The following is a 20,917-nucleotide window of genomic DNA, read 5'->3' on the forward strand; positions in this document are numbered from 1 at the left end:
GCTAGGGAACGCGCGGCGGCCGCGCAAGTGCGGCGGGGCCGCAAAATCGGAACAGGCGGCGGGGGTCAGTCCGCCGCGGCGGGCATCCGCAGCAGGGTGATGCGGGCGGAGCCGACCTCGCGCACGGCATCCACCTGCAGCGAGCGGGCGCCGGCATCTTCATCTCGCGCGGTTTCCAGCGCGACCCAGCTCGCCGGGCCGATCCAGTCCAGCCGTTGCAGGCGATCGAGCGCCACGCCGCCGGCGCCGCTGCCATAGGGGGGGTCGAGCAGCAGCAGGTCCACCGGCGCCTTCGCCGGGCCGAGTTGCAGCACGGATGCGGGGCGCACGTCACACCGGGGCTGGGCGCGTAGGGCGGCGATATTGGCGCGCAGTGCGCGAATCGCGGCTGCATCATTCTCGGCAAAAATGCAGTGGGCGGCCCCGCGCGACAGAGCCTCCAGCCCCAGCGCGCCCGACCCCGCGAAGAGATCGGCCACCGCCAGTCCTTCGAAAGTGCCCAGGCGGCTCTGCAGCATGGAAAACAGCGTCTCGCGCGTGCGATCGGCGGTGGGGCGGGTGGCTTCGCCCGTGGGCGCGCGCAGCTGGCGGCGGCGCCATTCGCCGGCGACGATCCTCATCGCGGCTTGCGCCCCAGCGTGCTGCGGAACCGCTCCAGCGGCTCGCGCCGCACTTCCACCGCCGCGCCCTTGGGCAGATCGCCCAGTTCGAAGGGGCCATAGGCGGTGCGGATCAGGCGCGAGACCTTGAGGCCGAGATGTTCGAGCACGCGGCGCACCTCGCGGTTCTTGCCTTCGGCCAGCGTCAGCTCGATCCAGTGCTGGCGGCCGCTGCGCCGTTCCAGATTGGCCTCGATCGGGCCATAGCGCACGCCGTCCACCTCGATCCCGTCGAACAGCGCCTCCAGTTGCGGCTGGGTCACTTCGCCGAAGGCGCGGGCGCGATAGGTGCGCGGCACGCCGGAAGCGGGCAGTTCCATCGCCCGCTTCAACTCGCCGTCATTGGTCAGCAGCAGCAGGCCTTCGGTGTTGAGGTCCAGCCGGCCCACCGGCATCACCCGCGGCGTGCCGGGGGGGAGGGCGTTTGCCAGCGCGTTGTAGATGGTCGGCCGCCCGCGCGGATCACGCTCCGCCGTCAGCAGCCCGGCGGGCTTGTGGAACAGGAACATGCGCGTGTGGTCCGCCTTGGCCACGGGCTTGCCGTCCACCGTGACACCGCGCAGGCCGGTGAGGATGGTCGCCGGCGTGTCCAGCACCTTGCCATCCAGCGCCACGCGGCCTTCGGCGATCATGCGCTCCACCTCGCGCCGGCTGGCGACGCCCGCGCGCGCCAGCAACTTGGCGATGCGATCGCCCTTCTTTTCCGTGCCTTCGGCCATTGCCGCGCCATAGCGACGCCCCGCCCCCTGTCAAATGGCGGCGACCGTCCCCGCATTTGTGTGCGGCGCCACCTTTCGCGCGGAATCGCGCCGCGCTAGGCTCGTTTCCTTGCATGGGGCGCAGCGCCGCGCCCGCGACACTGAAGGGATCGCATGGACGAGAGCATTCGGGCGGAGCGCCGGGGCCTGTGGCAATCGGTGATGCCCTATCTGGAAAAGGAATCGCTCGCCGCCTTCTTCCTGGGCGTGTCGTCCGGCTTCCCCTTCGCGATGATCGCCGCCACGCTCACCACGCGGCTGGCGCAGGACGGGATCGAAAAGAGCACGGTCACCGCCTTCAGCCTCGCCTTCCTGGTCTATAACCTCAAGTTCCTGTGGGCCTGGGTGGTGGATGGCGTGCGCCTGCCGCTGCTTGGCCGGCTGGGCCAGCGCGTTTCGTGGATGCTGGTGATCGGCCTGTGCGTGATGGCGGCGGTGGTGAATCTGGCGCTGGCCGACCCCGGCGCCGACATCGTGTGGACCGCCACCAGCGCGGTGCTGGTGGGCGTGGCGGGCGCCACTTTCGACATCGTGATCGATGCCTACCGGATCGAAACGCTCAAGCCCTATCAGCTCGGCACCGGCTCCGGCATGAGCCAGTATGGCTGGCGCGTGGGTGCGGCGGCGGCGGGCGGCGTGGCGCTGGTGGTGGCGGCACGCTACGGCTGGCAGGCGGCCTATATCGCCTGCGCCGGCTTCGCGCTGCCGGCGATGCTGACCGCGCTGATCCTGGGCGAGCCGCCCCGCCGCAAGGTGGAGATCGCGCGCAAGGGCGTTGCGGAGATGTGGCGCTCCGTCGCCGGGCCCTTCGTGGAATTCTTCCGCCGCAACGGCGCCTGGCTGGTGCTGCTGTTCATCCTCGTCCACAAGATCGGCGACACGCTGGCCAATCTCACCTTCCGCCTGCTGTTCGATGACCTCGGCTTCACCAATGACGAGATCGCGCTCTACGACGTGGGGGTGGGCTTCTGGGCGCTGATCGTGGGCGTCTTCGTCGGCGGGATCATCTACGCCCGGCTGGGGCTCAAGCGTTCGGTGCTGATCTCGCTGATCCTGATGGCCGTTTCCAACCTCAGCTTCGCCCTGCTGGCGGCGGCGGGGAAGACCAATGTGGGCATGGCCGCGGCGATCGGATTCGAGAATTTCGCCAGCGGCTATGGGGGGGTGGTGGTGGTCGCCTATTTCTCCGCCCTGTGCGACCTGCGCTTCACTGCCGCCCAATATGCACTGATCAGCGCGGGGGCGAGCATCGTGGGGCGCTTCCTCACCGGCACCACCGCGGGTAGCCTGATCGAAACCTTCGGCTATGTGAACTTCTACCTGCTGACCACCGTCGCGGCGGTGCCGGGCATCGTGCTGTTCTGGTGGATGATGCGCAGCGGGCTGGTCGATGCCGCCATGGGCACGGCGGGCGAGGTGGGCGAAGGGGACGCGCGGGCTGATCCCTGATCAGCCCGCGGGGATCAGTCCGGCACTTCCCCATTCGCCAGCAGCACCTTGCCGGCCAGATAGAGCGAGCCGGCGATCAGCACCGGCAGCCCGTCATCGGGCAGCTCGCTCAGTGCGGTGCGGATGTCGGGCGCCCAGCGGGCCTTGTCGGCATAGCTTTCCGCCCCATGCGCATCGCTGCCTTCGATCGGCACGGCGGTGATGCTGCGCAGCTTGCCCTGCAGCGGATCGAGGATCGCATCGGGATAGCGATTGGCGAGCATGCCGATCACCAGATGCAGCCCCGGCGCATCAGCGAAGTGGCGGCCGAGCGCGAGGCCCGCATCGGCATTGTGCCCGCCATCCAGCCACACTTCATGCCCCGGCGCCAGAGCGGTGAGCGGGCCTTCGCCAAGCAATTGCATGCGCGCGGGCCAGCGCGCAGCGCGGATGCCTTCGGCCATGGCCGCTTCGCTGACAGTTACGTCCTGCTGGTGGCGCAGCATGGCGACGGCGAGCGCCGCATTGTCCCCCTGATGGCGGCCGGGCAGGGCGGGCAGGGGCAGGGTGAGGCTGCCCCGCGCATCGCGATAGTGGATCGCTTCCTCCACATCCGCTGACCAGTCGCGCCCGCGCATGAACAGCGGCGCGCCCGCCGCGGCGGCGATGCGCATGATCTCCGCCGCCATGTCATCGGGATAGGATTGCGTCACCATGGGCGATCCGGCGCGGGCGATGCCGGCCTTTTCAAAGGCGATGCGCACCAGCGGTTCGGTGGGCGCGCCCTCTTCGGGCACCAGCAGGAAGCTTTCGTGGTCGATGCCCAGCGTGGCGATGCCGCAGGCGGCGGGCCGTTCCATCACATTGGTGGCATCCAGCCGCCCGCCAAGGCCCACCTCGATCACGCAGGCATCGGCCGGGTGCCGCGCGAAGGCGAGGAAAGTGGCGACGGTGGTGACTTCGAAGAAGCTCGGCCCCAGGCTTTCGCCCACGTCCAGCACTTCCTGCAGCAGCGCAGCCAGTTCCGCGTCCGAGATCAGCTGCCCCGCAATGCGGATGCGTTCGTTATAGCGCACCAGATGCGGCTTGGTGGCGGTGTGGACCACCTTGCCATCTGCCTCCAGCATCGCGCGCAGATAGGCGCAGGTGGAGCCTTTGCCATTGGTGCCGGCGACATGGAACACGGGCGGCAGCTGCTTCTGCGGATCGCCCAGCAGGCGCAGCAATTCGTGGACCACCTCCAGCCCCAGCCGCCCCTGCGGCAGCGACAAGCGCGCCAGGCGGTCGAGCTGGGCCTGAACCACCGGATCGTCGGAAGCGGCGAAGTCTTTCATCTGCGGGTGCCGGAGCTGGAGGGAGTGGCCTGCGGGCGCGAATCAGGCGGCTTCGGCCGGCGCCATATAGGACAGCAGGCGCGCCAGTTCGTGCTTCAGTTCCTTGCGATGGACCACCCGGTCCACCATGCCGTGCTTGTGGAGATATTCCGCGCGCTGGAAGCCTTCGGGCAATTGCTCGCGGATCGTTTCCTGGATCACGCGCTGGCCGGCAAAGCCGATCAGGGCACCCGGCTCCGCCAGCTGGACATCGCCCAGCATGGCATAGCTGGCGGTGACGCCGCCCGTGGTCGGGTCCGTCAGCAAGACGATATAGGGCAGGCCCGCTTCCTTGAGCCGCCGCGTCATCACCGTGGCGCGCGGCATCTGCATCAGCGAAAGGATGCCTTCCTGCATGCGCGCGCCGCCGGCCGCCGTGACCGCCACGAAGCCGCAATTCTCCTCCAGCGCGGTTTCGGCCGCGTTGCAGAAGGCGGTGCCCACGGCCATGCCCATCGATCCGCCCATGAAGGTGAAATCCTGCACGCCCACCACGGCTTTCTGCCCTTCGATCCGGCCGAGGGCGGCGGTGAAGGCATCGCGATGCGGGTTGTTGGCGCGGGCCTGCTTCAGCCGGTCGGTATAACGCTTGGTATCACGGAACTTCAGCGGATCTTCCGTCACCTCGGGCGCGGGCAGCAGCTCGAAACCTTCGTCCAGCAGCTGCGCCAGCCGCGCATCGGCGCCGATGCGGCCGTGGTAATCGCAGCGGGTGCAGACCGATAGGTTTGCCTCATACTCCTTGGTGAACAGCATTTCGTGGCAGCGCGGGCATTTGACCCAGAGATTGTCCGGGGTCTCGCGCTTGGCGACGAAGGGAAGCGAATTTCTGACGCGGGTAAGCCAACTCATAGCGCGCCCTCTCGCGCGGAATGCACCGCCTTGGCAAGCGCGGCGGTGAGTTCGCGCAGTTTTTCAGGGGCGCGTTCGCCGTGCTGGGCGACCAGCTCGACAAGGGCGGAGCCCACCACCACGCCATCGGAAACTCTGGCGATTGCAGCGGCTTGTTCCGGAGTTCTCACACCGAATCCCACGGCGACGGGCAGATCGGTGGCGGCCTTGAGCCGGGCCACGGCCTGCTCGATCGAATCGAGCGCGGCCTGCTGCTGGCCGGTAATGCCGGCGACCGAGACGTAATAAAGGAACCCGCCCGAACCTTCGAGCACCGCCGGCAGGCGCGCGGCGTCGGTGGTGGGGGTGGCAAGGCGGATGAAGTTGACGCCGGCCTCGCGCAGGGCGGGGCCGAGATCCGGGTCTTCCTCCGGCGCCAGATCGACGCAGATCACGCCGTCCACGCCGCAGCCCTTGCATTCGCCCGCGAACCACTCCGGCCCGCGGCGGACCATGGGATTGGCATAGCCCATCAGCACCAGCGGCACGTCAGGGTGCCGTTCGCGGAACTCATTGGCGATCATCAGCACGTCGCGCGTGGTGGTGCCGGCGCCCAGACTACGCAGATTGGCCGCCTGGATCGCCGGGCCATCGGCCATAGGATCGGTGAAGGGCATGCCCAGTTCGATCACATCGGCCCCGCCTTCCACCAGCGCATCGAGATTGGCGGCGGTGTCGCCATCCCCTGCGGTGATGAAGGTGACGAGGGCCGGGTGCCCCTTGGCGAAGGCGGAGGCGAGGCGGGTCATGCGGCGGAGCTTTCGAAGCGCGCGGAAAGATGCTGCTCAGTAGCCCTCTCCCCTTCAGGGGAGAGGGTTGGGAGAGGGGGCGTTTCGCGCAATTGCTCGATCTCCTCTGCCAATCGCACCAGCACCCCTTCCATATTCGTCATCACATCCCTGTTGGTGAAGCGGATTACGCGATAGCCATGCTGTTCCAGATCAAGGCTGCGCGCGGCGTCATAGCCCTCCTGCCCGGAGTGGCTGTCGCCGTCCAGTTCGACCACCAGCTTTGGGGCGTTGGCGGCGAAATCCGCGATGTACTGGCCGATCACCTTCTGCCTGCGGAACTTCACGCCGCCGAAGCGTTCTGCCCGCAACTGCAGCCACAGCCGCGTTTCCGGTTCGCTCATCTCCCGGCGCATGGCGCGGGCGCGGCGCGTAAGTTCGGCGTTACGCATGCCCCTCTCCCAACCCTCTCCCCTGAAGGGGAGAGGGCGCTTGGCGCGCGGTCAAAGTTCCGCCCCCAGATGCTCCGCCACGGTGAAGATGTCCTTGTCGCCGCGGCCGGAGACGTTGACGAGGATGCGGCGGCCCTGGCCGTATTCCTTCGCCACCTTGGGCAGCACGGCGAGGGCGTGCGCGCTTTCCAGCGCGGGGATGATGCCTTCCAGCTTGCAGCACAGCTGGAACGCCTCCAGCGCCTCGTCATCGGTGACGGGGAGATATTTCACCCGGCCGCTTTCGTGCAGCCAGCTGTGCTCGGGGCCGATGCCCGGATAGTCGAGCCCGGCGCTGATTGAATGTGCTTCGGTGATCTGGCCGTCCTCGTCCTGCAGCAGATAGGTCTTGTTGCCGTGCAGGATGCCCGGCGCGCCGCCGGTTAGGCTGGCGGCGTGCTTGCCGCTGTCGAGCCCGAAGCCGGCGGCCTCGGTGCCGATCATTTCCACTTGAGGATCGTCGAGGAAGGGATGGAACAGGCCGATCGCGTTCGATCCGCCGCCCACCGAGGCGACGAGCAGATCGGGCAGGCCGCCCGTGCGGGCGAGCATCTGGGCGCGCGCTTCCTTGCCGATCACGCTCTGGAAATCGCGCACCAGCTCAGGATAGGGGTGCGGCCCGGCGGCGGTGCCAATGATGTAGAAGGTGTCGTGCACATTGGCGACCCAGTCGCGCAGCGCCTCGTTCATCGCGTCCTTCAGTGTCTTCGCGCCCGATTCCACCGGCACCACCTGGGCGCCGAGCAGCTTCATGCGGAACACATTGGGCTTCTGCCGCTGCACATCGGTGGCGCCCATGTAGATCACGCAAGGGATGCCGAAGCGCGCGCAGACGGTGGCGGTGGCCACGCCGTGCTGCCCGGCGCCGGTTTCGGCGATGATCCGCGTCTTGCCCATGCGCATGGCCAGCAGGATCTGGCCGATGCAATTGTTGATCTTGTGCGCGCCGGTGTGGTTCAGCTCTTCGCGCTTGAACCAGATTTCCGCGCCGCCGAAATGCTCCGTCAGCCGCTCCGCAAAATAGAGCGGGCTGGGGCGGCCGACGTAATGTTCCAGCAGATCGTCGAACTGCGCCTTGAATGCCGGATCGGCCTTGGCGGCGCGATATTCGCGCTCCAGGTCCAGGATCAGCGGCATCAGCGTTTCGGCCACATAGCGGCCACCGAACTGGCCGAAATGGCCGCGTTCGTCGGGCTGGTTCATGAAGGAATTGGGTTTCTGCTCGGTCATATCGATCTCAGCAATTTCGGGCCGATTGGCAGAAGGCCCTGATCCTGTCCACGTCCTTGACGCCGGGCGCGCTTTCCACGCCGGAGGAGGCGTCAACCATGTCGGCCCCCGTTTCGCGGATGGCGCGGGCGATATTGTCCGCCGCCAGCCCGCCGGCGAGGATCCACGGCATCTGGTGCCGATGGCGGCCCACCAGCGACCAGTCGATCGCCAGCCCGTTGCCGCCCGGCAGCTTGCCCGCCGCCGCATCATACAGCAGCCGGTCCGCCACCCCGCGATAGCGCAGCGCATCCTCCAGCGAGGCGCTGTCCCTCACGCCCACGGCCTTCCAGATTTCCAGCCCGCTGTCGGGCCCCGCCTGCTGGCGGACCTCGGCCAAATATTCGGGCGTCTCGCTGCCGTGGAACTGCACCACATCAGGCTGCACTGCCGCGATGGCCTGCGCCCGCGCGCGCACATCCATGTTCACCAGCAGCAGCACCGAGCGGACATGGCCAGGCAGACGGCGGCTCAGCTCCGCCGCGCGATCGAGCGGGAGATGGCGCGGGCTCGGTTCGAAATGCACGAAGCCGATGTGCGTCGCCCCCGCGGCCACCGCCGCATCGACCGTTTCCGGCGTGGACAGGCCGCAAATCTTGATCGCAATATTCGCCATGCCGCCGCAGGTAGGCGCGCAAGCGCCGCTTGGGAAGGCTCAGGGCGTGATCGGCGCCACGCGCGGGGGATTCAGGCTGCCGTTGAAGGCGACGCGGGTGATCGCCTGCCGGGCAACATCATATTCGACGCCGAAGAAGCCGGCGCCGCCATCGCAGACCACCGCTGCCTGCCGCGCCATGTCCATCCCTTCGGGCAGGGAGCCGGGCACGAAATTGCCGTAGATCATCCGCCGCCCGTCCACGGTGTAGCCGGCATATTGCCGCGCGTAGGAGGCGGGATCGCCGGCAAAGCGCAGCGCGGGTGCGATACCGGGCGTCTCCGCATGGGCGGAGAGGAGCGGGGCCAGCGCGGATTCAAGCCGGGCAATATCGGCCGCCTCGGGCACGAAGGAGCCGCCGGTGAACTCCGGCGCTTCGCGCGAGCACTGGTGGAAGATCTCCGGCGCGGCCTGTGCGGCGACGAGATGCGCGCCGCGCGGCAGGCCCGCGGTCTGCGCTGCGCAGCCGGCGGCGAGCAGCGCGACACCCATGATTAGCGCCTGCCTCACAGCGTTGCCTCGATCTCGCGCGCGGCGGCCACGGGGTCGCTGGCACGGCTGATCGGGCGGCCGATCACCAGCACGCTGGCTCCATCGTCGCGCGCCTGTCGCGGCGTGACGACGCGCTTCTGGTCGCCCGCGGCGCCGCCCGCGGGGCGCAGGCCGGGGACGACGAAGAAGCCGTCCTTCCACTGCCGATGCACCTCGCCCACCTCGCTGCCGGAACAGACGATGCCGTCCAGCCCCGCGGCCTGCGCCAGCTCCGCCAGCCGCAGGACATGGTCGTGCGGGCTGCCCGAAACGCCCGTGCGCGCCAGATCCCGCTCGTCGAGGCTGGTCAGCATGGTGACGGCGACCACCTTCGTGCCGCTGGCCGCGGCGGCCTTGGCATCTTCCATCATCGCGCGCCCGCCGCTGGCGTGGACGGTAACAATGGCCGGTTCCAGCGCGTGGACCGCCTGCATCGCCCCGGCGACGGTGTTGGGAATGTCGTGGAACTTCAGGTCGAGGAAGATCGGCAGGCCGATCCGCGCCACTTCATGCACGCCCGCCGCGCCGTGGGCGCAGAAGAATTCCAGCCCCAGCTTCAGTCCGCCGACATGGGCCTGCACCTTTTCCGCCAGCGCGCAGGCATCGTCGAGCCGGGGGAGATCGAGTGCGAGATAGACGGGATTGCTCACGGCCGCAGCTCGCCTTCCGGCGCTTCGGGCGTGGCCGTTACCGGTGCCACATCGCTTTCCGGCGCGGTGGGTTCAACCACCGGCGTGGCCGCTGCGGTGCGCGCGGCATTCTCCAGCGAGCTGATCCGCCGCCGCAGCTGCCACTTCATCCCGCGGTGGTAGAGCCACATCGGCACCAGGCCGATGAGGAAGGACACCAGCACCAGCGCCGGAATCTTGGTTTCCAGCACCAGACCTTCCCAGATCTTCACCTCCACCGGGTTCCAGTTGAAGGCGGAAAACATCAGCAGCGCGATAAGCAGCACTACCCAGACGATCGTGCGGACGATTTGCATGGGCCCTTGCTCCTCTGGCCTGGTGCTTTGCAATTTCCGCGGATGCTAGGGCGATCGCGCGGGGAAGGGAAGTGCGCGCCGTCAGCCGAACACGCGGTCGAAGATCGTGTCCACTTGCTTGAAGTGGTAGCCGAGGTCGAACTTCTCCTCCAGCTCCTCTTCCGACAGTGCAGCGGTGACTTCGGGATCGGCCTTGAGCAGTTCCAGCAGCGACAGCTTGCCGTCGGATTCCCACACCTTCATCGCGTTGCGCTGCACCAGGCGGTAGGCGTTGTCGCGCGTGATGCCCGCCTGGGTGAGCGCCAGCAGCACCCGCTGCGAATGGACAAGCCCGCCCATGCGATCGAGATTGGCCTGCATCCGCTCCGGATAGACCAGCAGCTTGTCCACCACACTGGTCAGGCGGGCGAGGGCGAAGTCCAGCGTGATCGTGGCGTCCGGCCCGATGAAGCGTTCGACGGAGGAGTGCGAGATGTCCCGCTCGTGCCACAGTGCCACGTTCTCCAGCGCCGGTATGGCGTAGGACCGGATCATGCGCGCCTGCCCGGTGAGGTTTTCGGTCAGCACCGGATTGCGCTTGTGCGGCATGGCGCTGGAGCCCTTTTGCCCGGGGGAGAAATATTCCTCCGCCTCCAGCACTTCGGTGCGCTGCAGGTGGCGGACTTCCACCGCCAGCCGCTCGATCGAGCTGGCGATCACCGCCAGCACGGAAAAGTACATCGCGTGCCGATCGCGCGGTATGACCTGGGTGGAGACGGTTTCGGGCACCAGCCCCATCTTCTCCGCCACATATTCTTCAACTTCCGGCGCGATATTCGCGAAGGTGCCCACGGCGCCGGAAATGGCGCAGGTGGCAATCTCTTCCCGCGCGGCGACGAGCCGCTTGCGGCAGCGGGCGAATTCCGCATGGGCCTGCGCCAGCTTGACCCCGAAGGTCGTCGGCTCGGCATGGATGCCGTGGCTGCGGCCGATGGTGGGCGTGTATTTATGCTCCATCGCGCGGCGCTTCAGCGCATCGAGCAGGCCGTCGAGATCCTCCAGCAGGAGGTCGCTCGCGCGGGCGAGCTGCACCGCCAGCGTGGTGTCCAGCACGTCGCTGCTGGTCATGCCCTGGTGCATGAAGCGGGCTTCGGGGCCGACCTGTTCGGCCACCCAGTCGAGGAAGGCGATCACATCGTGCTTCAGCACCGCTTCCTTGGCGTCGATCGCCGCCACGTCGATACCGGGGTTGGTCTTCCACCAGTCCCACAGCGCCTTGGGGCCGCTTTCCGGCACCACGCCCAGTTCGGCGAGCTTCTGCGTCGCATGCGCCTCGATCTCGAACCAGATGCTGTATTTGCTTTCCGGCTCCCAGATCGCGGTCATGGCTGGGCGGGCATAGCGAGGGACCATCGTAACTCCGAATATCTGCAGTCTGGCGTTCGCCGGCGTCGCTAAGCCCTGCAGGGCGATCCTGCAATGGCCGAAGGCCGGGGCCGGGCGGCGCCATGTGCACCCGGCCCGCGCGCCGAAGGGTCAGAAGCTGGTGCTGAGCCCCATATTGATCGAGCGGCCCCGGCCGGGCACCGGCCGCAGCACGCCGGTGACGCCGTAATCGCCCAGGGACACGCCGCCCAGCGGCAGGTCATAGCCCTTGTCGAACAGGTTTTCCGCCTCCACGCTCAGCCGCACGCCGGCCAGAGTGTAGGCCGCGCTCAGGTTCACCAGAGCATAGGCTTCCGTGCGCGGTTCGTTGCGGGTGGCGTCCACCCGGGTCTTTTCCGCCACCCATTCCAGCTCCGCCCCCAGCTCCACGGGTCCCGCGCGATGGGTGAGGCCCAGCTTCGCGTTCAGCGGCATCTGTCGATAGACCGGCGCATGGTCGGTCAGGTTGCCGCCTTCCAGCCACGACAGCGAGGCAGTGAGGCTGGTGGCATCGCCATAGATCCCGTCGCGCGCCAGCGCGACCGAGCCGGACAGGTCAACGCCGTAGAACTCCGCCTCCTGATTGGCGAATTGCAGCTGCACGAAGTCGCTCGGCATGCCCATCATGTCAGGCAGAGTCTGCACGAAGCGGGCGTCGATATAGTCGCTGACATGCGTGTAATAGGGCGCCAGCCGCAGCTGCCAGCCCTGTTCGAAGCCGCCGAGCGAGAGGGCCGCGCTCACCGTGTCGGCGCGTTCCGGCTTGAGGTCCAGATTGCCGACATAGCCGTTGCCGTCGCCATACCAGCCGATCATCCGGCTCGCCATGGCGCCGCGCCCCCAGCTGTAGCGTTCATAGAGATTGGGGGAGCGGGCCTTGTGCGCATAGCCGAATTCCAGCGAGGCATCGGCCGTCAGAGCATAGGTGGCGATCAGCGAGCCGCTCCAGTTCTCGTCCGTGCGGCGGCGTTCGGCGGCGTTGAAGGCCGTGGCGGCCATGACATCCGCCATCTGCATCATGCTGGTGCCATAAGGCTGCACGTCGCCCGTATCCATGCGCACACGGTCGAAGCGGATGCCGGCGGTGGTGGTCAGCCGGCTATCCCATTGCGCCTCCCACTCGGCATAGGCGCCGATGCGGTCGCGCGTTCCGCCGTTGATGTTCACATAGGTATTCGGCCCCATCATCATCATGTCGCCGGCCACGGGCGGCCAGTAATCGTCCAGCCATTGATGATGGTATTCGCCGCCCAGCCGCAGCTTGTCGCGCGTGGAGAGGGCGAGGGTGAGCTTGGCCGATCCGTCGAAGCTGTGCACCTCCGTGTTCATCGGCATGGCGCCCGGAAGCTTGTCTTCCAGGAAGTTCATCACGTGATCGGTGTCGCGATAGGCAGCCGCCAGATCGACATCGCCCCAGGCATAGCTGCCTTCATAGGCGCCGTTCACAAACCAGGACTTGTTGTCCACCATGTCCATCGACTGGTTGGGGAAGCCTTCATAGGGCGAATACTGGAAGCCGGTCTTGAGCTTCAGCAGGCCGGAATCCAGCCGATAGGCCAGCGCCAGTGCGTGATCGGTCTTGGCGTATTCGGTGGAGCGGACGAGTCCCTTGTTGCCGCCGCCCTCATACTGGTCGGACTGGGTGTAGGAGCCGGTGTAAGTGGCGCTGAGGCGTTTGCCGGCCACGGTGAAGCTGAGCCCGCCGCCGAAGCCATCGCCGTTGGAGCGGTAGAAGGCGGAGGCATTGCCGGTGATCAGCAGATCGCTGCCGGTGGCGAACACCGGGGGCGCGGAATCCACCGCGATTACGCCGCCGATATTGTCACCGGCCCGGCTCACCGGCGCCACGCCCGTCAGCACGGTGATCGAGGCGATCGTCTGCGGATCGGTGTAGGACAGCGGCGAATTCATGTCGTTGGGGCAGGCGATGTCGATCTGCTGCCCGTCCACCAGCACGGTGATCCGCTGTTCGGAGAGGCCGCGGATCGCGGGCATGGAGGAGAAGCCGCCGCCGGTTGCGGCGCTGACGCCGGGCAGATCGGCCAGAATATCCGCAGTGTCGCTGCTGCCGGCCTGGCGTTCGGCAAGATCGGGGCGGGTCACACGGAGCGCGGGAAGCGGGGCGGTGACGTCCGCCGCGGCATCGCCGCCGCCGCCGCGCAGCTCAGGGGTGCCCGCATCCTGCGCCATCGCCGCGAAGGGCGCAGCGCAGCAACTGGCGGCGAGAACGGCACGGAAAGAGAAAGTGGCTTTGGTCATGATGAAATCCTGCTGGCCCCGTGGGCCGGACATGCTGATGCGCGCCGTGGGCGCGCGGGCTGCATCGGGCAGGGCTCCGCCTCGCCCGCGATGCGGGCACTGGAAGAGGATGAGGCCGGCTGGCCTCCTGCCCGGTCAGGCGGCGGCGGGAGGGCCGCGCAGCGGCGGCGTCGCATAGCGCCGCCGGCGGGGCGCCGGCACGCGGATCGGCGCGAAGCCCAGCGCCAGCAGGAAGGCGAGGGCGAGCGAGAGCTGGATCGGATCGGTACCGGCAAGGCCGCTCATGCCGAGCGCCGAGAAGGCGCAATGGTCGCTCGCCTGCCGATGGTCATCGTGCTGCGGAGCGGACTCGCGCTGCTGCGGCAGGGCAATGGCCACCGCGCCGCCGCCCTGGCCGTTGCAGATCGCCAGCGTGAGCGACGAGCCCGTGGCCGAGGGCGCAACCATGTAGCCCATCGGCACCAGCAGCTTCACGCACAGCGCCAGCGCCACCAGCAGGGCGGCCATCCGGCGATGCCGGAGAGCATAGAGGCGCAGGGCGTGCATCGCGGCGCCCCATAGCTGTGCCGCCGCGGCTTGTCACCGGCCCGCTCGGTGGCAGGCCAGCGGAGTGATTGCGGCGGATTGCTTTCCCTTGCCGGGCATGGTGTTATCGCCTGATCCGCCGGGGCAATTGGTGGCGGAAGGGGGGCTGAATGAGGCGTTTTGCAGGGTTGTTGGCCGGAAGCATGCTGGCATGGAGCGCGGCCGCGCTCGCGGGGGATGAGCCGATCTATGCCCCGGCGCCAGACTGGGTCGTGCCCGCCGCGCTGCCCGCCGACCTCACCGGCCCGCCGATCCTGCTGTTTGACGATCAGCGGTTGATCGAGGAGGGGCGTCTCAGCTCCTTCATCGACCGGGCCGTGCGGGTGGACAATCCGCAGATGCTGCAGGCGCTGGGCACGGTGCAGGCGGCGTGGCTGCCAGACAAGGGCGATCTCATCATCCACCGCATCGCGCTGATCCGCGACGGCAAGGAAATCGACGTGCTGGCGCAGGGCGCCCGGTTCGACGTGCTGCGGCGCGAGACGCAGCTGGAACAGCGGACGATCGACGGATCGCTCACCGCCACGCTGGCCGTGCCCGGCATGCGCGTGGGCGATGTGCTGCGGCTGAGCTACACCACCACCAGTTCCGATCAGGCGCTGGACAAGGAAGTGCAGACGGTGGCGTTGCTGCCCGCCGCGCCCTTCCAGGCGAAGCAGGCGCGCCTGCGCATGGCATGGCCGAAGGATGCCGATGTCGCCTGGCGCATCACCGACGGCACTACCCTCCCCGAAGAGACGGTGGAGGACGGCCGCAAGGTCATTTCGGTCGAGCTGCCGCTGCCGAAGCCGGAGGAGATGCCCGCCGACTCGCCGCTGCGCTATCGCATGCCGGCCCTGCTGCAGGCGGGCACTTTCGCCAGCTGGGACGAAGTGAGCCAGGTGATGGCGCCGCATTACGCCACCAGCGGCGTGGAGCCGGGCAGCCCGCTGGCGCAGCAGGTGGCGCTGATCGCGAAGAACCATCAGGGCGAGCTTGAACGCGCCGTGGCTGCGCTGCGGCTGGTACAGGACGAGGTCTCCTACCTCGCCAATGGCATGAATGGCGGGAACTACATTCCCCAGAGCCCCACGGAAACGTGGGAGCGGCGCTATGGCGATTGCAAGGCCAAGACCATGATGCTGCTCGCCATGCTGCGTGAGTTGGGGATCGAGGCGGAGGCCGCCACGGTTGCCTCCGAAACGGGCGATTCTCTGCCCGAGCTGGCGCCGATGCCGGCCGATTTCGACCATGTGATCGTGCGGGCGGTGATCGAGGGGAAGGAATATTGGCTCGACGGCACCAACAGCGGCGCCAGCATGGCGACTGTGGACACGGTGCCGCCATTCCATTTCGCCCTGCCGCTGCGGCCCGAGGGTGCGGCGCTCGTGAAGATGGAGGCGCGCGCGCCCAAGGCGTATGACCTGTTGAGCGAGGTCACCTTCGACAACCGCGCCGGCATCGACGTGCCGCTGCTGTACGATGCGCGCTTCACTCTCACGGGTCCGGCGGCGGGCGCGATTCGCGGGATCATCGGCCAGGCTTCGAAGGAGCAGATGGACGAATACCTGGATAGCTTCGCACAGGAACAGCTGGGCGAGAGTGCGGTGCTCACCAGTTCGGCCAGCTTCGATCAGGCGGCCAATTCGGCCACCGTGCATGTCACCGGGCTGATGAACTCGCCGTGGGAATGGGAACGGGGCAGGGCGAGCCGGGACTTCTCGCTGCCCACGGCCGGCTTCGAATTTGCGCCCGATCGCTCGCGCGGCGCGTGGCGCGACATTCCCGTCGTCGTTGCAGGTCCGTGGGCCGCACTCACCAGGGTCACCGTGCTGCTGCCGGAGGAGAAGCAGCCCTTTGCGATCGAAGGCGGCAGCACGATCGACGAGGAAATCGCCGCAGTGCGCCTCCACCGCGTGGCGCGGCTGGATGGCAGCAAGCTGACGATAGAGGACAGCGCCGCCTATCCCGGCGGCGAACTGGATGCGCAGACGGCGAAGGCGGAACGCGCGCGGGCCGCCCGTTTCACCGCGGCCGACATGAAATTGCAGGCCCCGCGCGAGGCCCGGCGGCGCTACGACGAGGCCGGAAACCGCAAGCGCTTCGCGCCGATCGAGGCGGCCTATACCAAGCTGATCGAAGATGATCCGAAGGATGCCAGCCAGCTGTTCGCGCGCGCCAGCTTCCGTGCCGGGACGCTCGACCGCAAGGGTGCGCTTGCCGATATGGATGCCGCGATCGCGCTGGAGCCCAGCGCCGCCGCCTATCTGCAGCGCTCGCGGATGCGGATGGACGACGGCCAGCTGGAGGCGGCGCTGGAAGATGCGGAGGCGGCGTGGGAGCTCTATCCCTCGCTCGAGGCTGCCTTCGCGCGGGCGAACGTGCTGCCCTATCTCGGCCGCACGGACGAGGCGCTGCAATTGCTGGAAGAGCAGACCGGCGATGCCGGGGAGCGGCGCGGCCTTGCCATGGCGATCAGCGATCTGGAGGCGCTCGCCGGCCGCAAGGAGGAAGGGCTGCAGCGCATCCAGCAGATGCTGGACGAACGGCCGGGCGATCCGGAAATGCTGAACGCCCGGTGCTGGTATCAGGCGAGCTGGAACGTCATGCCCGAAGATCTGGCGCAGGTGTGCACCGAAGCGGTGGAGAAGGCCGACTGGTCGCCCCCGGTGCTGGATAGCCGCGCGATGGGGTATTTCCGCCTCGGCCGCTATGAGGACGCGCTGAAGGATCTGGACGCGGCGCTGTCCGCCAGCCCCGATCTCACGCCCAGCCTGTTCATGCGGGGCGTGGTGCGGCGCGCGATGGGCGATGCCGGCGGGCAGGCGGATATTCGCGCGGCGCTGACGCGCAATCCGTCGCTGGAGCGCAGCTACGCCCGATTCGGTATCACGGTCGACGACTGACGGCGGTCAGATCAGGCCCTTCGCGCGCAGCGACACATGACCTTCCCGCCCCACGATCACATGATCGTGGACGGTGATGCCCAGCAGGCGCCCGGCCTCTGCAATGCGCTGCGTCACCTGAATGTCGGCCCGGCTCGGCTCCGGATTGCCGCTGGGGTGGTTGTGTACCAGGATGAGGGCGCTGGCGCCGATGTCCAGCCCGCGCCGGATCACTTCGCGCGGGTGGATTGCCGCCTCGTCGATCGAGCCATCGCCGACGTGGTGATCGAGGATCAGGCGATTGCGCGTGTCGAGATAGAGCACCCGCACCCGCTCCACCGTCAGATGCGCCATGTCGATCGCGAGATAATCCAGCAGCGCATGCCAGCTGGCGAGCACGGGCTTCTCGCGCACTTCGCTGCGCGCCATCCGGCGGGCGGCGAGCGCGGCGATCTTTACCGCGCCAATGCCCGCCTCGCCCATGCCCTTTACCTGCCGCAGCGCGCCCGGTTCGGCATTCAGCACGGCCGATAAAGACCCGAACCGTTGCAGCAGCGCCTTCGCCAGCGGCTTGGTGTCGCCGCGCGCGCTGGCGCCGAACAGCAGGAATTCCAGCACCTCGTAATCGGCCAGTGCTTCCGCCCCGCCTTCCAGCAGCCGCTGGCGCAGCCGCGCGCGATGGCCGGCGCCGTCATGGGCGCCCTCCGGCACTGCCTGTTCTGGACTATCGCCTGCCAAGAGCACCCCCTCCGGTCGCAAGCCGCATTGCCTTTGCCGTGCGTGTCGCGCAAGTGTCGCGCCAATGGCGCATGATGGCGAAGAGGAGGCGGACCTGCCGCGCGGCGGCCGCCGCCGGGTGGGGTGCTGGATTCTGCTGGCTTTGCTGGCTGCCATTCTGCTCGCCTTCGGCCTTGCCTGGCTGAACCGGGAGCAGATCGCCGACAATGTCATAGCCTCCGTGCTCGATGATTATGGCGTGGCCGCGCGCTACGAGATCGAGAGCATCGGGCCGGAGCGGCAGGTGCTGCGCAACATCGTGGTGGGCGATCCGGCACGGCCGGACCTGACGATCGAGCGGGCTGAAGTCACCATAGAGCCGCGCTTCGGCTTTCCCGCGATCGGCCGGGTCAGCCTCAGCAAGCCGCGCCTCTATGGCCGGCTGGCCGATGGCCAGCTGAGCTTCGGCGCGCTCGATTCGCTGATCTTCACCGGCGGCGACAAGCCGTTCGAGTTCCCCGACATGAACCTTGCCGTCACCGACGGGCGCGCGTTGCTGCAGACGGATTATGGCCCGGTGGGCATCATGCTGGAAGGCGAGGGGCACCTGCGCGGGGGCTTTGCGGGCGAACTGGCCGCCACCGCCCCGCGCCTTGCCATGGCCGGGTGCGAGGCGAGCGCGGCCACGCTCTATGGCCGGATCGGGGTGGAGGCGGAGCGGCCTCGCTTCGATGGTCCGCTGCGGTTCGCGACGCTCGCCTGTCCCGATGCCGATGTGCGGCTGGACCGCGGGGCGGTGCAGCTCGGCCTCGTGGGTGACCGCACGCTCAAGGGCTTCGATGGCGACGCGGGGATTGAGCTTGGCGCGGCGCGGCAGGGCGGGAACCGCATCGGCCGCACGACTGGCGAGGCGCAGCTGACCTGGCGCAGCGGGGACATCACCGCTCGCTATCAGTTCGCCGCAGGGGGCATCGCCACCACCCAGGCCGCAATCGGCAATTTGTCGCTCGACGGATCGCTGCGCACGCGGCGGGGCTTCGCCAATGTCGAACTGGATGGGATGATCTCCGGCCGCGGCGTGCGGCCGGGCCCCGGCTTCGATGCGGCGCTGGCGGATTTGTCGCGAATGGGGGAGGGGACGCTGGTCGCCCCCGTGGGCCGGCGCATCAGCAGCCAACTGACCGCCGAAGGGCGGGACAGTCGCCTTTCGGTGGATTGGACCCTGCGCCGGCTCGACGGGCGCACCAGCTTCGTCATGCCCAATGCGCGGCTGCTCGGCAGCAGCGGCGCCACGCTGCTGTCGCTCTCCCGCGTCCAGATCGGGCTGGATGGGGCGGATCGCGGCGTGCCCCGCTTCTCGGGCAATTTCGCCACCGGCGGCGAAGGGTTGCCTCGCCTCGCCGGGCGGATGGAGGAAGAGCAGGATGGTGGCCTGATCCTGCGCGTCACCATGGCGCCTTACAGCGCCGGCGATTCGCGGCTGGCGGTGCCCGAGCTGCTCGTGCGGCGGGACGAAGCAGGCGCGCTGGATTTCCGCGGCGAAGTTCAGGCCAGCGGTGCGTTGCCCGGCGGCAGGGCCGAAGGGTTGACATTGCCGGTTTCGGGCAGCTGGTCCCCGCAGGCGGGGCTGGCGCTGTGGCAGCGATGTACCGACCTGCGCTTCGACCGGCTGGAGGTGGCGGACCTCTCGCTCGACGGTCGGCGGCTGAGGCTGTGCCCGCCGCGCGGCCGCGCGATCCTGCGCTATGGCGCGTCCGGGCTGCAGATTGCCGCCGGTGCGCCCTCGCTCGATCTCACGGGGACGCTCGCCGGTACGCCGCTGGCGATCCGCAGCGGGCCGGTGGGCTTCGGCTGGCCGGGCGCGGTGAGCGCGCGGCAATTGCAGGTGACGCTCGGCCCCCCGGATTCTGCCACCAGCTTCGCGATCTCCGATCTCGGCGCCCGCATTGGGGATGAGATTGCGGGCAGCTTCACCGGCGCCGACATCAAGCTCTTCTCGGTGCCGCTCGATCTGCTCGGCGCATCGGGCGATTGGCGCTATGCCGATGGACGGCTGGTGCTGACGAACGGCAGCTTCCGCCTGGAAGACCGCGCGGCGAGCGACCGATTCGAACCGCTGATGGCGCGCGACGCCACGCTGACGCTGGCGAACAGCCGCATCACCGCGCGTGCCCTGCTGCGTGAACCCGCGTCGGATCGCGCGGTGACGCGGGTGGACATCGCCCACAATCTCTCCACCGCCACGGGCCACGCCGATCTGGCGGTGGAAGGGCTGCAGTTCGACAGCAAGCTCCAGCCCGAGCAGCTGAGCAAGCTGGCCTATGGCGTCGTCGCGAACGTGAAGGGCACGGTCACCGGCACGGGGCGGATCGACTGGAATGCGGAGCGGGTCACCAGCAGCGGGCGCTTCTCCAGCGATTCGCTCGATCTTGCCGCCGTATTCGGGCCGGTGCGCGGAGCGTCGGGCACGATCGTCTTCACCGATCTGCTCGGCCTTACCACCGCGGCGCATCAGACGATCCATGTGGCGGCGATCAATCCGGGCACCGAAGTCTATGACGGCGATGTGGTCTTCACGCTGACCGGCGGTGAGCTGCTGCAGGTGGAGGGCGGGAAATGGCCCTTCTTCGGCGGCACCTTGACTATGCAGCCGGTGCCGATCCGCTTTGGCGCGGCGGAGGAGCGGCGCTACACCTTCGATATCCAGGGCCTGGACGCGGCGCTGTTCATCCAGCGGATGGAGCTGGAGAACATCTCCGCCACCGGCGTGTTCGACGGCACCGTGCCGATCGTGTTCGACCGTGACGGGAACGGCAGCATCGAGGATGGGCGGCTGGTGGCCCGGGCGCCGGGGGGCAATCTCTCCTATGTCGGCGAACTGACCTACAAGGATCTCTCGCCCATGGCGGATTTCGCCTTCGCTGCCCTGCGCTCGCTCGATTACGAAGGGCTAGAGGTGGAGATGGGTGGGCCCCTGACCGGCGAAATCGTCACGAGCCTGCGATTCCAGGGGATCAGCCAGGGGCAGGGCGCGCAGAAGAACTTCATCACCCGGCGGGTGGCCGGCCTGCCGTTCCGCTTTGTGATCAACATCCGCGCGGCCTTCTATACGCTGCTCGGAGACCTGCGTTCGATCTACGATCCCGCCAATATCCGTGACCCGCGCGAGATCGGGCTGCTCGATGCCGAGGGCAATCCGATCGAGCGCCCGCCGGGCGAGGCGCCACCCAATGTGCCGCCCCCCGGGCTCCCCGCGGCGGCGCTGCCGCCCGCGCCACCCAATGAACCAACCATTCAGCCCTCCGAAAGCGAGTGAGTGC

The 20,917-nt window shown here is 68.2% G+C and carries 18 protein-coding genes; 3 read left to right on the plus strand and 15 right to left on the minus strand.

Annotated features, from left to right (window positions below):
* Positions 1–65 precede the first annotated feature (65 nt).
* Both rsmD and AEB_RS07625 read right to left on the minus strand, forming a co-directional pair.
* Positions 66–620 carry a 16S rRNA (guanine(966)-N(2))-methyltransferase RsmD gene (gene rsmD / locus AEB_RS07620; RefSeq protein ID WP_119082644.1) on the minus strand — a complete coding sequence of 185 codons (555 nt, stop codon included), beginning with the start codon at positions 618–620 and terminating at the stop codon, positions 66–68.
* Positions 617–1,378, minus strand: a complete 762-nt coding sequence (locus AEB_RS07625) for a pseudouridine synthase (protein WP_119082645.1) — start codon at positions 1,376–1,378, stop codon at positions 617–619. Before AEB_RS07625 ends, rsmD begins: the two co-directional genes overlap by 4 nt.
* Positions 1,379–1,531: 153 nt before the next feature.
* Between AEB_RS07625 and AEB_RS07630 the strand changes: the two genes are divergently transcribed.
* Positions 1,532–2,866, plus strand: coding sequence for an AmpG family muropeptide MFS transporter (locus AEB_RS07630; RefSeq protein ID WP_119082646.1), 1,335 nt, complete (start codon positions 1,532–1,534; stop codon positions 2,864–2,866).
* A gap of 14 nt (positions 2,867–2,880) precedes the next feature.
* Here the strand turns inward: AEB_RS07630 and AEB_RS07635 are convergent, their stop codons facing one another.
* The 12 genes from AEB_RS07635 to AEB_RS07690 form a co-directional block, all read right to left on the minus strand.
* Positions 2,881–4,179: a bifunctional folylpolyglutamate synthase/dihydrofolate synthase gene (locus AEB_RS07635; protein ID WP_119082647.1), complete on the minus strand. Its 1,299-nt coding sequence runs from the start codon at positions 4,177–4,179 to the stop codon at positions 2,881–2,883.
* 42 nt (positions 4,180–4,221) lie between these two features.
* Positions 4,222–5,070, minus strand: coding sequence for an acetyl-CoA carboxylase, carboxyltransferase subunit beta (gene accD / locus AEB_RS07640; protein WP_119082648.1), 849 nt, complete (start codon positions 5,068–5,070; stop codon positions 4,222–4,224).
* On the minus strand, positions 5,067–5,858 hold the full coding sequence (trpA, locus tag AEB_RS07645) for a tryptophan synthase subunit alpha (RefSeq protein ID WP_119082649.1): 792 nt from the start codon (positions 5,856–5,858) through the stop codon (positions 5,067–5,069). The genes accD and trpA overlap by 4 nt, the downstream gene beginning before the upstream one ends.
* The gene (locus AEB_RS07650) at positions 5,855–6,289 is read right to left on the minus strand and encodes an endonuclease domain-containing protein (protein ID WP_119082650.1); all 435 of its coding nucleotides are present in this window, start codon (positions 6,287–6,289) and stop codon (positions 5,855–5,857) included. The genes trpA and AEB_RS07650 overlap by 4 nt, the downstream gene beginning before the upstream one ends.
* Before the next feature lie 51 nt (positions 6,290–6,340).
* A complete protein-coding gene (trpB, locus tag AEB_RS07655) occupies positions 6,341–7,558 on the minus strand; it encodes a tryptophan synthase subunit beta (protein ID WP_119082651.1) in 1,218 nt (405 codons plus the stop codon).
* A 7-nt stretch (positions 7,559–7,565) separates the two neighbouring features.
* Complete coding sequence (locus AEB_RS07660) at positions 7,566–8,213, minus strand: phosphoribosylanthranilate isomerase (protein ID WP_119082652.1); 648 nt, start codon at positions 8,211–8,213, stop codon at positions 7,566–7,568.
* A 39-nt stretch (positions 8,214–8,252) separates the two neighbouring features.
* Positions 8,253–8,744: a hypothetical protein gene (locus tag AEB_RS07665; protein ID WP_119082653.1), complete on the minus strand. Its 492-nt coding sequence runs from the start codon at positions 8,742–8,744 to the stop codon at positions 8,253–8,255.
* 14 nt (positions 8,745–8,758) lie between these two features.
* Positions 8,759–9,433 carry an orotidine-5'-phosphate decarboxylase gene (pyrF, locus tag AEB_RS07670; RefSeq protein WP_119082654.1) on the minus strand — a complete coding sequence of 225 codons (675 nt, stop codon included), beginning with the start codon at positions 9,431–9,433 and terminating at the stop codon, positions 8,759–8,761.
* Positions 9,430–9,768: a lipopolysaccharide assembly protein LapA domain-containing protein gene (locus AEB_RS07675; RefSeq protein WP_119082655.1), complete on the minus strand. Its 339-nt coding sequence runs from the start codon at positions 9,766–9,768 to the stop codon at positions 9,430–9,432. Before AEB_RS07675 ends, pyrF begins: the two co-directional genes overlap by 4 nt.
* 81 nt (positions 9,769–9,849) lie before the next feature.
* Positions 9,850–11,160 (minus strand): adenylosuccinate lyase, encoded by a 1,311-nt coding sequence (purB, locus tag AEB_RS07680; RefSeq protein ID WP_119082656.1) that lies wholly within the window; start codon positions 11,158–11,160, stop codon positions 9,850–9,852.
* 123 nt (positions 11,161–11,283) lie between these two features.
* Positions 11,284–13,431, minus strand: coding sequence for a TonB-dependent receptor (locus tag AEB_RS07685; protein ID WP_119084531.1), 2,148 nt, complete (start codon positions 13,429–13,431; stop codon positions 11,284–11,286).
* Between the two features lie 135 nt (positions 13,432–13,566).
* On the minus strand, positions 13,567–13,977 hold the full coding sequence (locus AEB_RS07690) for a DUF2946 family protein (protein WP_119082657.1): 411 nt from the start codon (positions 13,975–13,977) through the stop codon (positions 13,567–13,569).
* A 149-nt stretch (positions 13,978–14,126) separates the two neighbouring features.
* On the opposite strand from AEB_RS07690, the gene AEB_RS07695 reads away from it, so the two are divergent.
* On the plus strand, positions 14,127–16,901 hold the full coding sequence (locus tag AEB_RS07695; protein WP_119082658.1) for a DUF3857 domain-containing protein: 2,775 nt from the start codon (positions 14,127–14,129) through the stop codon (positions 16,899–16,901).
* Between the two features lie 6 nt (positions 16,902–16,907).
* On the opposite strand, the gene radC is transcribed toward AEB_RS07695, so the two are convergent.
* Positions 16,908–17,618, minus strand: coding sequence for a RadC family protein (gene radC / locus AEB_RS07700; RefSeq protein ID WP_119082659.1), 711 nt, complete (start codon positions 17,616–17,618; stop codon positions 16,908–16,910).
* Positions 17,619–17,682: 64 nt separating this feature from the next.
* On the opposite strand from radC, the gene AEB_RS07705 reads away from it, so the two are divergent.
* On the plus strand, positions 17,683–20,913 hold the full coding sequence (locus tag AEB_RS07705; RefSeq protein ID WP_119082660.1) for an intermembrane phospholipid transport protein YdbH family protein: 3,231 nt from the start codon (positions 17,683–17,685) through the stop codon (positions 20,911–20,913).
* Positions 20,914–20,917 lie beyond the last annotated feature (4 nt).

The organism is Altererythrobacter sp. B11 (genome assembly GCF_003569745.1).
In the GTDB taxonomy this organism is placed as follows: domain Bacteria; phylum Pseudomonadota; class Alphaproteobacteria; order Sphingomonadales; family Sphingomonadaceae; genus Croceibacterium_C.

What these genes read in the sequence shown, in the direction of transcription:
- rsmD (WP_119082644.1), bottom strand. Translation starts at nt 620, where the DNA reads ATGAGGATCGTCGCCGGCGAATGGCGCCGCCGCCAGCTGCGCGCGCCC.
- AEB_RS07625 (WP_119082645.1), bottom strand. Translation starts at nt 1,378, where the DNA reads ATGGCCGAAGGCACGGAAAAGAAGGGCGATCGCATCGCCAAGTTGCTG.
- AEB_RS07630 (WP_119082646.1), top strand. Translation starts at nt 1,532, where the DNA reads ATGGACGAGAGCATTCGGGCGGAGCGCCGGGGCCTGTGGCAATCGGTG.
- AEB_RS07635 (WP_119082647.1), bottom strand. Translation starts at nt 4,179, where the DNA reads ATGAAAGACTTCGCCGCTTCCGACGATCCGGTGGTTCAGGCCCAGCTC.
- accD (WP_119082648.1), bottom strand. Translation starts at nt 5,070, where the DNA reads ATGAGTTGGCTTACCCGCGTCAGAAATTCGCTTCCCTTCGTCGCCAAG.
- trpA (WP_119082649.1), bottom strand. Translation starts at nt 5,858, where the DNA reads ATGACCCGCCTCGCCTCCGCCTTCGCCAAGGGGCACCCGGCCCTCGTC.
- AEB_RS07650 (WP_119082650.1), bottom strand. Translation starts at nt 6,289, where the DNA reads ATGCGTAACGCCGAACTTACGCGCCGCGCCCGCGCCATGCGCCGGGAG.
- trpB (WP_119082651.1), bottom strand. Translation starts at nt 7,558, where the DNA reads ATGACCGAGCAGAAACCCAATTCCTTCATGAACCAGCCCGACGAACGC.
- AEB_RS07660 (WP_119082652.1), bottom strand. Translation starts at nt 8,213, where the DNA reads ATGGCGAATATTGCGATCAAGATTTGCGGCCTGTCCACGCCGGAAACG.
- AEB_RS07665 (WP_119082653.1), bottom strand. Translation starts at nt 8,744, where the DNA reads ATGGGTGTCGCGCTGCTCGCCGCCGGCTGCGCAGCGCAGACCGCGGGC.
- AEB_RS07675 (WP_119082655.1), bottom strand. Translation starts at nt 9,768, where the DNA reads ATGCAAATCGTCCGCACGATCGTCTGGGTAGTGCTGCTTATCGCGCTG.
- purB (WP_119082656.1), bottom strand. Translation starts at nt 11,160, where the DNA reads ATGGTCCCTCGCTATGCCCGCCCAGCCATGACCGCGATCTGGGAGCCG.
- AEB_RS07685 (WP_119084531.1), bottom strand. Translation starts at nt 13,431, where the DNA reads ATGACCAAAGCCACTTTCTCTTTCCGTGCCGTTCTCGCCGCCAGTTGC.
- AEB_RS07690 (WP_119082657.1), bottom strand. Translation starts at nt 13,977, where the DNA reads ATGCACGCCCTGCGCCTCTATGCTCTCCGGCATCGCCGGATGGCCGCC.
- AEB_RS07695 (WP_119082658.1), top strand. Translation starts at nt 14,127, where the DNA reads ATGAGGCGTTTTGCAGGGTTGTTGGCCGGAAGCATGCTGGCATGGAGC.
- AEB_RS07705 (WP_119082660.1), top strand. Translation starts at nt 17,683, where the DNA reads ATGGCGCATGATGGCGAAGAGGAGGCGGACCTGCCGCGCGGCGGCCGC.